The sequence below is a fragment of the Nitrococcus sp. genome, assembly GCF_059432795.1.
The window spans coordinates 1-15,739 of record NZ_JBXWZQ010000106.1; the positions used below are offsets into that span (position 1 = coordinate 1).

At 59.3% G+C, this 15,739-nt stretch carries 16 protein-coding genes, 1 tRNA gene and 1 pseudogene; all 18 read right to left on the minus strand.

The annotated features are described in order from the left end of the window. A partial coding sequence (gene nuoL, locus AC52Q4_RS07895; protein ID WP_495536254.1) for an NADH-quinone oxidoreductase subunit L occupies positions 1-1,596 on the minus strand: 1,596 nt, incomplete at its 3' end. Between the two features lie 4 nt (positions 1,597-1,600). Further along, positions 1,601-1,906 carry an NADH-quinone oxidoreductase subunit NuoK gene (gene nuoK / locus AC52Q4_RS07900; protein ID WP_495536255.1) on the minus strand — a complete coding sequence of 102 codons (306 nt, stop codon included), beginning with the start codon at positions 1,904-1,906 and terminating at the stop codon, positions 1,601-1,603. A gap of 46 nt (positions 1,907-1,952) precedes the next feature. Further along, the gene (locus AC52Q4_RS07905; RefSeq protein ID WP_495536256.1) at positions 1,953-2,561 is read right to left on the minus strand and encodes an NADH-quinone oxidoreductase subunit J; all 609 of its coding nucleotides are present in this window, start codon (positions 2,559-2,561) and stop codon (positions 1,953-1,955) included. A 53-nt stretch (positions 2,562-2,614) separates the two neighbouring features. Further along, positions 2,615-3,103 (minus strand): NADH-quinone oxidoreductase subunit NuoI, encoded by a 489-nt coding sequence (nuoI, locus tag AC52Q4_RS07910; RefSeq protein WP_495536257.1) that lies wholly within the window; start codon positions 3,101-3,103, stop codon positions 2,615-2,617. A gap of 14 nt (positions 3,104-3,117) precedes the next feature. Beyond that, complete coding sequence (nuoH, locus tag AC52Q4_RS07915; RefSeq protein ID WP_495536258.1) at positions 3,118-4,137, minus strand: NADH-quinone oxidoreductase subunit NuoH; 1,020 nt, start codon at positions 4,135-4,137, stop codon at positions 3,118-3,120. A gap of 36 nt (positions 4,138-4,173) precedes the next feature. Continuing rightward, positions 4,174-6,570 carry an NADH-quinone oxidoreductase subunit NuoG gene (nuoG, locus tag AC52Q4_RS07920; RefSeq protein WP_495536259.1) on the minus strand — a complete coding sequence of 799 codons (2,397 nt, stop codon included), beginning with the start codon at positions 6,568-6,570 and terminating at the stop codon, positions 4,174-4,176. Next, on the minus strand, positions 6,567-7,850 hold the full coding sequence (nuoF, locus tag AC52Q4_RS07925; protein ID WP_495536260.1) for an NADH-quinone oxidoreductase subunit NuoF: 1,284 nt from the start codon (positions 7,848-7,850) through the stop codon (positions 6,567-6,569). Before nuoF ends, nuoG begins: the two co-directional genes overlap by 4 nt. A gap of 2 nt (positions 7,851-7,852) precedes the next feature. Further along, entirely contained in the window at positions 7,853-8,356 is a 504-nt protein-coding gene (locus AC52Q4_RS07930; RefSeq protein ID WP_495536261.1) for an NADH-quinone oxidoreductase subunit NuoE family protein, read from the minus strand. Continuing rightward, complete coding sequence (locus AC52Q4_RS07935) at positions 8,353-9,606, minus strand: NADH-quinone oxidoreductase subunit D (RefSeq protein WP_495536262.1); 1,254 nt, start codon at positions 9,604-9,606, stop codon at positions 8,353-8,355. The genes AC52Q4_RS07930 and AC52Q4_RS07935 overlap by 4 nt, the downstream gene beginning before the upstream one ends. Further along, entirely contained in the window at positions 9,599-10,333 is a 735-nt protein-coding gene (locus AC52Q4_RS07940; protein ID WP_495536263.1) for an NADH-quinone oxidoreductase subunit C, read from the minus strand. Before AC52Q4_RS07940 ends, AC52Q4_RS07935 begins: the two co-directional genes overlap by 8 nt. Before the next feature lie 13 nt (positions 10,334-10,346). After that, the gene (locus AC52Q4_RS07945) at positions 10,347-10,823 is read right to left on the minus strand and encodes a NuoB/complex I 20 kDa subunit family protein (protein ID WP_495536264.1); all 477 of its coding nucleotides are present in this window, start codon (positions 10,821-10,823) and stop codon (positions 10,347-10,349) included. Then, positions 10,814-11,170, minus strand: a complete 357-nt coding sequence (locus AC52Q4_RS07950; RefSeq protein ID WP_495536269.1) for an NADH-quinone oxidoreductase subunit A — start codon at positions 11,168-11,170, stop codon at positions 10,814-10,816. Before AC52Q4_RS07950 ends, AC52Q4_RS07945 begins: the two co-directional genes overlap by 10 nt. Before the next feature lie 63 nt (positions 11,171-11,233). Further along, positions 11,234-11,318 (minus strand) — tRNA-Leu (locus AC52Q4_RS07955). A gap of 162 nt (positions 11,319-11,480) precedes the next feature. Then, positions 11,481-11,861, minus strand: a complete 381-nt coding sequence (gene secG / locus AC52Q4_RS07960) for a preprotein translocase subunit SecG (RefSeq protein ID WP_495536265.1) — start codon at positions 11,859-11,861, stop codon at positions 11,481-11,483. A 55-nt stretch (positions 11,862-11,916) separates the two neighbouring features. Continuing rightward, on the minus strand, positions 11,917-12,678 hold the full coding sequence (gene tpiA, locus AC52Q4_RS07965) for a triose-phosphate isomerase (RefSeq protein WP_495536266.1): 762 nt from the start codon (positions 12,676-12,678) through the stop codon (positions 11,917-11,919). 66 nt (positions 12,679-12,744) lie between these two features. Beyond that, the gene (glmM, locus tag AC52Q4_RS07970; protein WP_495536267.1) at positions 12,745-14,106 is read right to left on the minus strand and encodes a phosphoglucosamine mutase; all 1,362 of its coding nucleotides are present in this window, start codon (positions 14,104-14,106) and stop codon (positions 12,745-12,747) included. Between the two features lie 178 nt (positions 14,107-14,284). Further along, positions 14,285-15,136 (minus strand): dihydropteroate synthase, encoded by an 852-nt coding sequence (gene folP, locus AC52Q4_RS07975; protein WP_495536268.1) that lies wholly within the window; start codon positions 15,134-15,136, stop codon positions 14,285-14,287. An 11-nt stretch (positions 15,137-15,147) separates the two neighbouring features. Beyond that, positions 15,148-15,739: pseudogene (locus AC52Q4_RS07980) on the minus strand (ATP-dependent zinc metalloprotease FtsH); the annotation flags it as partial.

Consider the following 15,739-nt stretch of genomic DNA (forward strand, 5'->3'; position numbering starts at 1 on the left):
GATGGCGTGCGTGGCGAAGTCCCAAGGACCATGAAAACTATGGCCCATCTCCCGCAGGACATCATGAGATTCCGCGACGAACAGCGATTGACCGAAGAAATCTCCAAATACCAGCGGCCCGACCGAAAAATAACCAATCACGACGGACGGTATGGCCAACAGGATCAGCGGCCATTCCATCGCCCTTCGCACATAGCGAGGCAAATGTGCCATGTGCTCTTTGGCATGAGCGTCGATACGCTCCGGGCCCCAGAACACCAAAAAGTAGAGTCGAAAGCTGTACAGCGCCGTCACGAACACGCTCAGCAGCACCAGCCAGTAGGCCAGCGTGGCTCCGGCACGGTCCGTCTCGTGCACCGCCTCGATGATGATGTCTTTCGAGTAATATCCCGAGAAAAAAGGCGCGGCGACCAATGCCAGCGTCGCCAGCAGCATCGTAAAGTGCGTGACGGGCAGATAGCGGCGCAGATTGCCCATCTTGCGCATGTCTTGCTCGTGATGCAGCGCCACGATAACGGCGCCGGCCGCCAGGAACAGCAGCGCCTTGAAAAAGGCGTGGGTCATAAGGTGGAAAATGCCTACGGCGTAAGCCGACGCACCTAGCGCCACAAACATGTAACCCAGTTGCGAGAGCGTCGAGTAGGCGATCACGCGTTTGATGTCGTTCTGCACGATGCCGATCAGCCCCATTGCAAACGCGGTCATGGCCCCGAATAGCAATACCACCGACAGCGCCGTATCGGAGAGCTCGAACAGCGGCGACATTCGCGCCACCATGAAGATGCCGGCTGTCACCATCGTGGCGGCATGGATCAGCGCCGATATCGGGGTGGGGCCTTCCATCGAATCCGGCAGCCAAACATGCAAGGGAATCTGGGCCGATTTCCCCATTGCGCCCACGAACAACAGAATGCAGGCGAGCGTGATCACGGACCAAGACCAGCCGGGTAGGACGGTAATGATTAGATGCGGCTGCGCATGCGCGGCCGAGAAGATCTGCTGGTAATCGAGACTGCCGAAAGTGGCCAATAGCAGCGCTATTCCCAGCAAAAAGCCCATGTCACCGACTCGGTTGACCAGAAAGGCTTTCAGGCTTGCGAAAACGGCGCTCTCGCGCGTAAACCAAAAGCCGATCAGCAGGTAGGAGACCAGGCCCACCGCCTCCCAGCCGAAGAACAGCTGCAGGAAATTGTTCGCCATCACGAGCATGAGCATGGCGAACGTAAACAGGTTGATGTAGCTGAAGAAGCGTTGATAGCCGGGGTCGTCATACATATAGCCGATGGTGTAGATATGCACCATCAGCGAGACGAAAGTGACCACCGCCATCATCACCGCTGTGAGCTGATCGACTAGGAAGCCAATCTCCATTCGCAGCCCGCCGGCAACGGCCCACGTATAGACCGTTCCGTTATAGGGCTCGGGGTCCCCCAATACGAAGCGGGCGAGGACCAGCAAGGACAGCAGGCAAGAAAAACCGACCGCCGCAATGGCTACGCGATGCGATGCGAGACGTCCAAGCCGATGCCCGAACAGACCGACGATGATTGCTCCGAGCAGCGGCGCCAGTGCGATGGCGAGGTACATGTATTCCATCCAATCAGCCCTTCATCCTGTTCAGATCGCCAACGTTGATGGTGTTGGTGTTGCGAAACAAAACGACCAGGATAGCCAGGCCGATAGCCGACTCGGCGGCGGCAACAGTAAGAATGAAGAACACGAATACCTGCCCCTGGATATCGCCCAAATAGTGCGAGAAGGCAATGAAGTTGAAGTTCACGGCCAAAAGTATCAGCTCGATGGACATCAGCAGAATAATGGCGTTTTTCCGGTTGAGAAAAATGCCGGCCATGCCGAGGCTGAACAGGATCGCCCCCAGCACGAGATAGTGGGAAAGCTGCACCATGGCTGTGATCCTAACTCTGCGAGCCGATCGTTGATCGCTCTTGTACTTACTTTCGCTTTTCCGACGCCATCGAGACGATCCGGAGCCGTTGTTCCTTATGCACGCGGACCTGGCGGTCGATATTCTGATACTTGGTATCCGGCCGACGACGATGGGTCAACATGATGGCAGCAACGATAGCGACCAACAGCACAACCGAGGCGATCTCGAAGGGATAGGCGTAAACCGTGTACAGCACGCTGCCAAGTGCTGTGGTATTGCTCATGCCCGGGCTCTCCACCGGCGCGGAAGCAGTCAGCGTATGCATCAGCTTGACTTCGTCGGAACCGACCACCAGCGCCATCTCCAAGACCATTACCAGCCCGACCAGGGCACCGATGGGAAGATACCGGGCAAAGCCCTCGCGCATGGGGGCAAGATTGATGTCGAGCATCATCACCACAAACAGGAACAACACCATGACCGCCCCGACGTAAACCAGCACCAGGGCGATGCCCAAAAACTCGGCCTCTGCCATCAACCACAACGCCGCGCTGTTGAAGAAGGCCAACACCAAGAATAATGCGGAATGCACCGGGTTCTTAGCCGTGATGACCATCGTTGCGGCGAATAGCAAAACCGCCGCGAATATATAGAAAAGCACCAGCTCTACCACGTGCCTAACGCTCCCAGTCGACCGCGCTTGTTTCGGGGGCCTGTGTGGCCGGATTAGCGATACGGTGCGTCCGCCGCCCGGTCCCTGGCGAGCTGTTGCTCGTACTCATCACCGATCGCCAGCAACTCCTGCTTATGGATGACGTTCTCACCGCGGCGCTCGAAGTGATACTCGTAAATGCGGGTCTCGACGATCGAGTCCACTGGACAGGACTCTTCACAAAAACCGCAATAAATGCATTTGAACAGATCAATATCGTAGCGCGTGGTGCGACGTGTGCCATCCTCGCGCGGCTCTGACTCGATGGTAATCGCCAATGCCGGGCAGACGGCCTCACAGAGCTTGCAGGCAATGCAACGCTCCTCACCGTTGGGATAGCGACGCAGCGCGTGCAACCCACGGAACCGCGGCGATTGCGGCGCCCGTTCCTCCGGATATTCAATCGTGTACTTGTGCGTAAAAAGATGTCGGCCGGTAAGACGCAACCCCTGGAGTAGCTCGATGAGCAGGAAGCTATTGAATAAGTCCCGAATGGCCTGCATAGCCGCACCTCCGCTCAGAACCAGGGTCCGAACCCGGTCAAGATGAAAATCGATTCCACGATCAGCCATACCACCGTCACCGGGATCAGCACCTTCCACCCTAGGCGCATGATCTGATCGTAGCGATAGCGCGGAAATGTGCCGCGGAACCAAATGTAACCGAACAGGAAAAATCCTGCCTTGAGGCAAAACCATACGGGTCCGGGCACGAGATCGAAAACCGGCCCGATAAAGGGCACTCCGTGAAACGGCGAATACCAACCGCCAAGGAACATCACGGACGCCAGCCCCGCAATCAGGATCATATTGGCGTATTCGGCAAGGAAAAAGATCGCGAATGCGATTCCCGAATACTCCACATGGAAGCCGGCGACGATTTCCGATTCTCCCTCGGCAACGTCGAACGGCAGCCGGTTGGTTTCCGCGACACCTGAGATCCAGTAGACGAGGAACAGTGGCAGCAGCGGCAGCCAGAACCAATTCCAGACCGGTCCTTGCTGAGCCTGCACGATCTCACTAATGTTCAGGCTCCCGGCTGCCATGAGAACCCCCACGAGCGCAAAGCCCATGGCGATCTCGTAGGAAACCACTTGCGCGCCGGCGCGCATCGCCCCGATCAATGCATACTTCGAATTCGACGCCCAACCGGCGACGATGACCCCGTAGACACCCATCGACGCCATAGCCAGCACGTACAGGAGTCCGGCGTTGATATCTGCGATGGCCATTCCTTCGCCGACCGGCAGGACGGCCCAGGCCGCCAGCGCGGGGATAATGGAGAAAAGCGGCGCCAGAAGGAAGAGGAAGCGATTGGCATTCTGAGGAATGACCACTTCCTTCATCAGAAGCTTACAGGCGTCGGCGATGGGCTGTAACAGCCCATAAGTCCCGACCCGGTTGGGGCCCTTACGCCATTGGATCCAGCCGATCACTCTGCGCTCGGCATAGGTCATATAGGCCACCGCCACGAACAGCGGCACGACCAGCGCAACGATTTTCGCTACGATCCAGATAAGGCCTGTCAATTCCGCCATGATTGTTCTCGTCGTATCCCTGGCGCCGCGATCGCCTTAGAGGCGCTCTACGGTAACTTCGCCGATCATCGGCCCCAGAGCGGCCGTACTGGCGCCGCCGGCCGTGATCCACACGGTATCCGCTGGCAGATCCGGGTCGAAACGCAACGTCAGCTGTTTGGCTTGGCCGCTCTGGCGGACGCGCACCCGCGCACCGTCCTCGAATCCCAGCCGCGACGCCGTCTCGGGGGCCATGTAAGCCGCCGTATCATCAGCCTGTACGGTACGCTGCAGGGCCAGTGCACGACGCACCAGCGGGTCTAGCGCATAAATGCCGCATGTCCCCAGGCGTAACAATCCCTCGAGTTTCACTGGCTCCAGCCCCTCGGGCTTCCAACGCGGCGGCGGGGGCGGCGAGATATGGCCGATGAGCTCGCGGATTTCGCCGTGAATTTCATTGGGAGCGTTATAACCGAACCCGGTGAGCCTGAGCAAATTGCCGAGCACCCGTAGAATTCGCCAAGCGGGACGCCCTTCCCCGACGGGCTTGGTCAGGCCGGAGAAACTCTGCCAGAGGCCCTCGGCGTTGACGAACGTGCCCGCTGTCTCGGTGAACGCGCCCATCGGCAATATGACATCGGCGTAGGCGCGCATGGCCTCCGTGGCGTAAGGCGAGAACATCAGCACGAAATCAGCCGCGTCCACGGCCCGTCGCGCAGCCGCACTATCCCAGCAATCGAACTCCGGCTCGACATTGAACAGAATCAAGGCGCGCCGCGGGGCATCCAGCATCTCGCGAAGATTCAGACCCGGTTTGCCCGGATGCGAGGGGTGGTGTTGCGGAACGGCTCCCACCTGCCACGCACCGGCGCAATTGGCACCTTGCGAGAGTACGCCGTAGTGACTCCCGGACAGCTCGGCCAACAACGCCGCTAAAGCCCGCAGTTCCGCTCCCGCCGGGTGAGCCTCGACCAGCGCGCCAACAAATACGGCGCTACGCGCACCCTGCGCCAATCGCTTCGCGATACGCTGGTGCGCGGCATCCGGCGTACGTTGCCCCACCCACGTCTCCAGTCGTGAGGGGCGCGGAACACTTTGCTGCTCGGCCATTGCCGCGACAATCAGCGCGAGCTCCGAGGCGAATTCCCGAGCAGAGACAACCTGCTCTTCTGCCGGAGAGAAGTTCCACTCGAACGCCCGCGGGTTCAAAAACATCACCTGGCCACCCGCCTGAGCGGCCTTGCGCAAGCGATGATTGAACAACGGCAGGTCCCAGCGTGTATAGGCGCCGATAATCAGAGCGGCATCAAGACGCTCGACAGCCGTGAGGCCTAACCCCAGATAAGGAAAGGCCGGCGCGGTCCCATCGTCGCGAAAATCGGCTTGGCGCAAGCGATGGTCAATATTGCGGCTGCCCAGCCCGCGTAACAAGCGCCCGAGCAGGTACATCTCCTCGAGCGTCGCGCTCGGCGATACCCATGCGCCGAGGTGCTCGGCCCCATGGGTATCAACCGTGCGCCGCAATCCCGCGACCACAGATTCCAGCGCGTCCTGCCACTCGACCTCTTTCCAGGTATCGCCCTGGCGCAGCAGCGGCCGGTGCAGTCGATCCTCGCTATAAATCCCCTCATAACTGAAGCGGTCGCGATCGGCGATCCAGCTCTCATTGATCTCCTCGTTGTCCCGCGGCACCACCCGCTTGACCGTCCCCTCCACTTGGTGGATATAGACGTTCGAGCCAATCGCATCGTGCGGCGCGATACCCGGGTGGCTCAACATCTCCCAAGCCCGGGCGCGAAACCGAAACGGTTTGGAGGTCAGCGCTCCGACGGGACAAAGATCGATAATGTTACCCGAGAGTTCCGAGTGCACGCCCCCGCCGGAGAACGTACCGATCTCCATGTGCTCGCCCCGGTACATACCACCAAGCTCATACTGACCTGCGACCTCATCGAGAAAACGGACACAACGCGTGCAGTGGATACAGCGGGTCATGTCGGTGGCCACCAAGGGCCCCAGATTCTCGTCCTTCACGACCCGCTTGCGCTCGGTGAACCGGGACAGGCTTCGTCCGAAGCCCATCGAAACGTCCTGCAACTCGCACTCACCGCCCTGGTCGCAGATGGGGCAGTCCAAGGGGTGGTTGATCAGCAGAAACTCCATGACACCACGCTGAGCGGCCAGCGCGCGCTCAGATCGGGTCCGCACCTTCATACCCTCGGCAACCGGCGTCGCGCAGGCCGGTAGCGGCTTGGGCGCGCGCTCCACCTCCACCAGGCACATACGGCAATTGGCGACGACGGAGAGTTTGCGATGGTAGCAAAAGCGCGGGATATCAATGCCGACCCGGTCGGTCGTCTGAATCAGCATTGAGCCTTTCGGCGCCTGCATTTCCACACCGTCGACCTCGATGGTCACCATCTCCGGTGCGCTTTGGTCGACTCGAGCGCTCATGCGGCACGCTCCGCGACGAGGGAACGCTTGTGCTCGATGTAGTGCACGAACTCGTCCCGCCAGTGCTTGAGCACGCTTTGCACGGGCCACGCGGCTGCTTCCCCGAACGCGCAAATCGTATGCCCTGCGATCTGCCCTGCAGCCGACTCGAGCAGTTCCAGGTCCTCCCAACGGCCCTTGCCCTCGTAGATCCGCTTGATAACGCGATACATCCATCCGCAGCCTTCCCGGCACGGCGTGCACTGACCGCAGGACTCGGCATAATAGAACCGGGCGATGCGCAGGATGACTTTGATCATATCCGTCGTCTCGTCCATAACCACAACCCCCCCGGAGCCCAGACCAGAGCCGGCCTTCATGAGGCTGTCATAGTCCATGTCCAGCTCGAGCATCTGCTCGCCCGGAACCATTGGCATCGAGGAGCCTCCCGGGATCACCGCTTTGAGCTTGCGCCCGTCGCGGACTCCTCCGGCCAACTCCAGCAACTTACGGAAGGGAAACCCCAGAGGCACCTCATAATTGCCCGGCTTGACCACATGCCCCGAGACCGAGAAGCATTTGACACCCCCGTTGTTTGGTTTGCCCAGTCCGAGAAACCACTCGGCACCGTTACGAATGATGGAAGGGACGGAGGCGAAGGTCTCCGTATTGTTCACCGTCGTCGGACGACCGTAGAGACCGAATTGAGCCGGGAACGGGGGTTTGAAACGCGGCATGCCCTTTTTGCCTTCCAACGACTCGAGCAATCCGCTTTCCTCACCGCAAATATAGGCTCCCGCCCCATAGACGTTATGCAGCTGGAAACCGAAACCGCTGCCGAGGATGTCCTCACCGAGATAACCTGCCTCGCGCGCCTCGCTCAACGCCTGTTCCATGCGCTGAAAAGGCTCGCGCATGAACTCTCCGCGCAGGTAGTTATATCCCACGTCGGCGCCCATGGCGTAACCGGCGATGATCATACCCTCAACGAGGGCATGGGGGTTATAACGCAGAATGTCGCGGTCTTTACAGGTTCCAGGCTCCGACTCATCGGAGTTGCACACGATATATTTCTGACCTGGCGCATTGCGCGGCATAAAGCTCCATTTGACCCCCGTCGCAAAGCCGGCTCCTCCTCGGCCGCGCAGCGCGGAGCGCTTAACGGCATCAACTATATCTTCGGGCTTGATCTTCTCGTCGAAAATCTTGTGCAACGCTCGATAACCACCCACTTTGCGGTAATTCTCGAACGTCCATGGGGAGTCGAATCGGAGGGTTGCGAAGCAAACCTCGTTAGCCATGGCTACTCCAGCTTATCCAGAATCTTGTCCACTTTCGCCGGCGTGAGATCCGTGTAGTATTCTTCATCGACCAGCATCATCGGCGCTCCGGCACACGCGGCCAGACATTCCTCCTCGCGCTTGAGCGTTATGCGACCATCGGCGGTCGACTCGCCCACCGAGATGCCGAGCTTTTTTTCGATGTGCTCTACAAGCTGATCCGCGCCGCTGAGCATGCACGAAATATTGGTGCAGACGTTAATCTTGTGCCGGCCGGTCGGCTCGAGATCGAACATTGAATAAAACGTTCCCACCTCATAGACGGCGACCGGGGGCAACCCGAGATAGTCGGCCACGGCATCCATAAGCTCGCGACTGAGCCAGCCACCGTTGCCTTCCTGAGCAATGTGCAGAGCAGGAATCACCGCTGAGCGCTTACCCTCACCAGGAAATTTCGCGAGCCAATGATCGATTTCACCGCGCTGTTCGGCGCTGAGCAGTTCCTCCGACAAACGTCCCCGCTTCACCGATCGATCTCCCCGAAAACGATATCCATGGTGCCGATGATCGTGACCACATCAGCGAGCATATGGCCACGGCTCATTTCATCCATGGCCGCCAAATGCGGGAACCCAGGCGCCCGCAATTTCAGTCGATAGGGCTTGTTCGCGCCGTCGGAGATAATGTATGCACCGAACTCCCCTTTCGGCGCCTCCACGGCCGCATAAGCCTCGCCGTTGGGCACGCAATAACCCTCCGTAAAGAGCTTGAAGTGATGAATCAACGATTCCATGTCGTCTTTCATCTCTTCGCGGGACGGTGGCGCAACCTTGTGGTCGTCGACCATCACCGGGCCCGGGTTGCTGCGCAGCCAGTCGACACATTGATTGATGATGTGCACGCTCTGGCGCATCTCCTCGATACGGACCAGATAACGATCGTAGCAATCGCCACGCGTTCCTACGGGGATATCGAAAGCCAGACGATCGTAGACTTCGTAGGGTTGTTTCTTGCGCAAATCCCACTCGACGCCGGACCCACGCAGCATGGGACCAGTAAAGCCCAGCTGCAGCGCTCTCTCCGGCGACACTACGGCCACATCCACCAGACGCTGCTTCCAGATACGGTTGTCGGTCAGCAGGGTCTCGTATTCGTCGATGTATCCAGGGAAATCCGCCGCAAAGGCTGAAATATAGTCCAGCATCGAGCCTTGACGCGCCTGATTCAGGCGGTCCAGATCTTTTGGGGAGCGCTTCGAGGAGGGCTCATACTGGGGCATCTGCACCGGCAGATCCCGATAAACGCCGCCCGGGCGATAATAGGTTGCGTGCATGCGCGTACCGGACACGGCCTCGTAGCAGTCCATAAGGTCCTCGCGCTTGGCGAAGCAATACAGAAAGACCGTCATCGCTCCTACGTCGAGGGCGTGCGCGCCTAGCCAGAGCAAGTGGCTCAAGATCCGCGTAATCTCGTCGAAGAGCACGCGGATGTACTGTGCGCGAATCGGTGGCTCAATCCCCAGCAGCTTCTCGATGGCGAGCACGTAGGCGTGCTCGTTACACATCATGGAGACGTAGTCCAGCCGATCCATGTAGCCGATGCTCTGATTGAACGGCTTGGTCTCGGCGAGCTTCTCGGTGGCGCGATGCAACAGGCCGACGTGCGGATCAGCCCGCCGAACCACCTCGCCGTCAAGCTCCAACACCAAACGCAGCACGCCGTGCGCCGCAGGGTGCTGCGGGCCAAAATTCACCGTATAGCTACTGATCTCAGGCATCGCCGCGCTCTTCCTCCGATGCCCGATCGGCATATCGGTTGTCGCTGCGGATCACCCGGGGCACGAGCACTCGAGGCTCGATGCTGACAGGTTCGTAGACCACGCGCTTGCGTTCCTCGTCATAGCGGACCTCGACATTGCCGATCAAAGGAAAATCCTTGCGGAATGGATGGCCGACGAAGCCGTAATCGGTAAGAATCCGGCGCAGATCAGGATGGCCGTTAAAGATGATGCCGAACAGGTCGAACGCCTCGCGCTCGAACCAATCCGCACAGCTCCAGACCGAGACCACCGAATCGAGCAGCGGGAAATTATCGTCCCCACAGAAAGCGCGAACCCGCACCCGCTGGTTCAGCGCCACCGAGAGCAGATGGTAGACTGCCGCGAAGCGCCTGCCTGTGTTCGACGTGATCTCATGCACGCCATAGATCCCGGTAAGCCCCAGCCGACCTGTACTAAACCCGTCGACCCCTCGGCTAAAGCCCGTGGAGCTCGCTCGCTCGGTGATCCATTCATCCTGCCCATAAGCCGCGTAGTCGACCCCGGCGATGTCGATGAGCTGGTCGAAGCGGAAAGCGTCGTGGTCACGCAGTTCCCCCATGACTCGCAGGAGGTCGCTGCGGTTGACCGTGAGCGTCAGCTCTCCGTATCGCACCCGCGATTCGATGACCGAGCCGCCCAAGACCTGCTCCAGGCGGTCGGCTAATTGTTCCACTGGAACAGCCATGAGGGTTTCTCTCTCAGCGGGCGATCGTATTAGTGCGACGGATCTTTTTTTGTAATTGAACGATACCGAAGAGAAGGGCTTCGGCGGTCGGCGGACAGCCCGGCACGTACACATCCACCGGCACGATCCGATCGCAACCACGCACTACCGCGTAGGAGTAGTGATAGTAGCCGCCACCATTGGCACAGGAGCCCATGGAGATCACCCATTTCGGATCCGCCATCTGGTCGTAAACCCGGCGCAAAGCCGGTGCCATCTTGTTGACCAAGGTGCCGGCCACAATCATGACATCGGACTGCCGTGGCGACGGCCGGAACACGATACCGAATCGATCCAGATCATACCGCGCGGCGCCGGCGTGCATCATCTCCACCGCACAGCAGGCAAGGCCAAAGGTCATCGGCCAAAGCGAACCCGTTCGCGCCCAGTTGATCAATTTGTCCGCGGAAGTGGTGACGAAGCCTCGCTCCAGAACGCCTTCTATTCCCATTCCAGCGCCCCTTTTTTCCACTCGTAGAGAAACCCGATCAAAAGGATACCCACGAAGATTGCCATAGCGGCGAATCCGAACAGTCCGATCCGATCCAGCACAACGGCCCACGGGAAAAGAAAGGCAATTTCCAGATCGAAAATAATGAACAGGATGGCGACCAGGTAATACCGCACATCGAATTTCATTCGGGAGTCTTCGAACGCTTCAAAACCACATTCGTAAGGCGAGAGCTTATTCTCGTCCGGACGCCGAGGAGCAAGGATCATTCCGGCTATAAGCGGTGCGACACCGGCCACGACTGCGATCACGAGAAAAACGAGAATTGGCAAATAACTCTCAAGCATCGAGAATGATTCCTCGCAACCGACTCCCAAAATCCGGCTTGCATTTCGTGCTAAACAGGTTGGTGGTGCGGATGGCCGGACTCGAACCGGCACGGCTTGCGCCACTGCCCCCTCAAGACAGCGTGTCTACCAGTTCCACCACATCCGCGCGATCGCCAAGTTCCCTATTCGCCAGACCATCTCAACCCCAAAATTATTATCGGAACATGGCCTTACAAACAAATGCCGACATCGCGCGAACTAAGCGCAGTCTGCAGTCAAAGTGTGGTATTTTATCAGCCACGCCCTCTCTCGGCAATTGCCGAGAGCACTACGGGCTGTTGGAAGGAGGCGGCGCCGGGGCAGGCTCCGGCGCCTGCTCAGGTGCCGGCTCCGCCGGTGGCGGCGGCCCTTGCTCCTGTGACTGCGCCGGGGTCTCGTCCTGAATCGCGTCGCGGTCAATAACACTGTGAGGCTGACGATAGCTACCCGCCAGCATGGATAACACTAAGCTGGTTCCGAAAAACCCGGCGGCAAAAAGCGCCGTTATCTTACCTAGAAACGAAGTAGAACCGCGCGCCCCGAACACCGTAGCCGAGGCGCCGCTGCCAAAGGCAGCACCGGCGTCCGCTCCCTTGCCATGCTGAATGAGCACCAGTCCGATGAGCGAGGCGGCAATCACAAGGTGTGCGATTAAGATAGCGGTGTACATAAGTCCGCGTTCCCAGGAGATTAACGGAGGAAACCCATTCGCTTACGAGGGCATCTCATTGTGCGGACTCACCGGCACGGCAGATGGCCAGAAAATCATCCGCCTTGAGCGAGGCACCGCCGATGAGTCCACCGTCCACATCCGGCTGCCCGAAAAGAATCGAAGCATTCTCCGGCTTGACGCTGCCACCGTAGAGAATTTGCAGGTTCTCCGCAGCGCTCGCATCGTAGTCGGCCACCCGGTTACGGATATGAGCATGAGCTTCCTGCGCCTGCTCCGGAGTAGCGGTACGCCCCGTCCCAATGGCCCAGACCGGTTCATAGGCAATGATCGCCGAACGAAACGCCTGGGCACCCTGGTGCTCGAACACGGCCTGTATCTGCTCGTCGAGAACCGCCTCTGTTGCCCCCTTCTCTCGCTCGGCAAGTTGCTCGCCAACGCAGAGAATGGGTATCAGGCCATGGCGCTGCGCAGCCGCAAAACGGCTGGCCACCAGAGCACTACTCTCACCATAGAGGTGACGTCGCTCGGAGTGCCCGACGATGACCCAACGACAGCCCAGTTCAGCCAGCATGTCCCCCGCAATCTCACCCGTAAAAGCCCCCTGGTCCTGATCACAGACGTTCTGGGCACCCAAACCGACGACGCTTGCGGCAAGACTATCTGCGGCATCCCGCAGGAAGACGAAACTCGGGCAGACAACGACCTCATAGTCCGGACTTTGCGGGAGCCCTGCAGCGATCGCTTGAATCAACTCCCGCGTGCGTTCGCGCGACCCGTTCATCTTCCAATTCCCGGCAATCAACCTTGTACGCATCTGAATTCAGAAGGTCCCGTGTTCCCTGAAATAAGCCCGCAAGATTACGCTTCACGCAAATCTAAATCAATCCGCGATGACCGGGTTGGCAACCAGCGCCTCGGCCACGCGGTTCGCCAACCAATCCGTCAGCCGCTGCACATGTTGGCGATCCTGGCCTTCGATCATCACCCGGATGACCGGCTCGGTACCGGAGGAGCGCAGTAGCACGCGTCCAAATGCTCCGAGCTGTGACTCGATCTCGCGCACCGCGGCAGTGATCGCAGGCACCTCGAATGGATCCACACGCGCGGCCACGGGAACACTCACCATGTGCTGCGGCAGCTTGAACATCCCCTCGCACAGCCGACTGAGCGATTGGTTCGATTCGCTCATACAACTGAGCACCTGCAACGCGGAGACGATCCCATCGCCAGTGCTCGTGCGGTCGAGACAAATAATGTGTCCGGAGGATTCGCCGCCCAGGGCACCCTGGTGCTCCAACAACATTTCCATCACGTACCGATCGCCGACCTTGGCACGGAGCAAAGGCACGCCGAGCGTTCCGAGCGCACGCTCCAATCCCAGGTTGGTCATCAAAGTACCGACCACCGGCCCACGCAGCGTTCCCTGTTGTTGCCGATCGTGCGCAATGACCCAGAGCAATTGGTCACCGTCGAGCACTTCGCCCGACTCATCCACCATGATGACGCGATCGCCGTCGCCATCCAGTGCGATCCCGGCATCCGCGCCGCGATCCAGGACAGCCTGTTGCAGGCGGCTTGGATGCAGCGAGCCACAATCAACATTGATATTGAGCCCATCGGGCGCCACACCGAGACAGCTTACTTGCGCGCCGAGTTCTCGAAATACGGCTGGCGCGACTTGATAACCGGCACCGTTCGCACAATCCACGACGAGCTTAAAGCCATCCAAACGGGTGCCGAATGGAATGGAATGCTTGCAGAACTCGATATAACGTCCGGGTGCATCCATCATCCGATAGGCTTTACCGAGCCGTCTCGAAGCAACGGTGGTAATCGGTTCGTCCATGGTTGCCTCGATGGCCAGTTCCGTTTCATCGTCCAGCTTTCGCCCCTCGGCAGAAAAGAACTTAATACCATTATCATGGTGCGGGTTATGGGAGGCACTGATCACAATGCCGGCGTTAGCCTGCAACGTGCGGGTAAGATAGGCGATGGCGGGAGTCGGCATGGGGCCCAGCAGTTGGATATTCACGCCGGCGGCGGATAAGCCCGCCTGCAGGGCGGACTCGAACATGTAGTTCGAAATCCGCGTATCTTTGCCGATGAGCACTTGATTGTTGGCGCCGCGACCGGAGAGAACACGCCCGGCAGACCAACCGAGCCTGAGCATGAAATCCGGTGTTATGGGGAATTCGCCGACGCGCCCCCTGATACCGTCTGTTCCAAAATAGCGCTTGTCCATGGAAGAATCCCTATTCCGGCGCAGTTACTTGTTGGAATTTGCAATCCGTTAACCTCGTATTCCCGCAGGATCACGAGGGCGGCACCTTTTATACTCTGCATTCCCAAAGGTTATCGGCGCCTGTATCCAGCATTATACGCCCACTACCAAATTTTATGAGCCACTTCATGCGTGTCGTTCAATCCTGATTCTGAACACGCTCGACAATTCGCAGCGCCTCAACCGTTGCCGCGACATCGTGAGTGCGAATAATCTGCGCCCCGTTGACCACCGCAAGCACGCTCGCCGCCAGACCGCTTGCGAACCGCTCCCCGACCGAACGCTCGGCAAGCTTGCCCAGAAAAGATTTGCGCGAAAGCCCGGCCAACACCGGCAGCCCGAAATCGCTGAACCGATGCAGCCGTTTCAACAGGCGCAGATTATCCGCCAGCGTTTTGCCGAAACCAAAGCCCGGATCGAGGATCAGCCGCTCGCCGTCGAGTCCGGCGTCTACACACGCGCGTATTCGCTCTTCAAAGAATTGATGAATCTCCTCCAGCACGTCGTCGTAGCGCGGGTTTGCCTGCATGGTTTGCGGCGTGCCCTGCATGTGGACCAGGCAGACCGGAAGGCGTGTCTCTATGGCGGCGGCCAATGCGCCCGGGCGCTGCAGCGCCATGATGTCATTGATCAACCCCGCTCCAGCGGCGCCGGCCGCACGCATCACTTCCGGCTTCGTCGAATCCAGAGAAAGCGGTACCGGCAACTCCCGCGCCAGCGTTTCGATGACTGGAAGGACGCGGTCGAGTTCCTCGGCCACGGTGATTTCCACGGCGCCCGGGCGACTGGATTCGCCGCCCACGTCAATGATCGCAGCGCCCTCTTCTACCATGGTCCACGCCCGGGTGATTGCGGCGTCCAGACAAAAAAAATCACCCCCGTCCGAAAAGGAATCGGGGGTGATGTTCAGAATGCCCATCACGCGAGGCGAGGACAAATCAACTATTTTGCCACCGCACTCGAGCATCTTCGGCGTAGCGGCCGCCGCCATAAGCCCGCCGGCTAGTGCTCACTAGCGGGTCGACCGATTTTGCCGCCGGATTTGTCGCCCGGCGCTTTCTCGCCCGGCTGTTTATCAATGCCGCCGGCACCGGATGCAGAGGCCGGGCCGTCCCAGTCCTCGGGAGGACGTGGTGGTCGGCCATTCAAGATATCCTCGATCTGCTGGCGGTTGAGCGTCTCGTATTTAATCAGCGCTTCCGCCATATTGGCCAACTTGTCATTGTTCTCTTCGAGGATCTTCTTGGCGCGACGGTAATTCTCGTCGATGATGCGCCTCACCTCTTCATCGATGGCATGCGCGGTCTCATCGGAGATCTGCTTGTGCTGGTTCACGGCAGGCCCGAGAAACACCTCGCCCTCGTCCTCGCCGAAAGCAAGCCGCCCCCTTCGATCGGACAGGCCCCATGTGGTAACCAAATTGCGGGCTAGTTCGGTGGCGGTCTGTATGTCGTTCTGCGCGCCCGAGGTAACCCGCTCCCGACCGAAGGTCATCTCCTCGGCGAGGCGGCCACCGATAAGGCTCGCCAGCCGGCTGTTGAGGCGTTGCTTGGTATAACTGTAGCGATCCTCCTCGGGCAAGAACATCGTCACA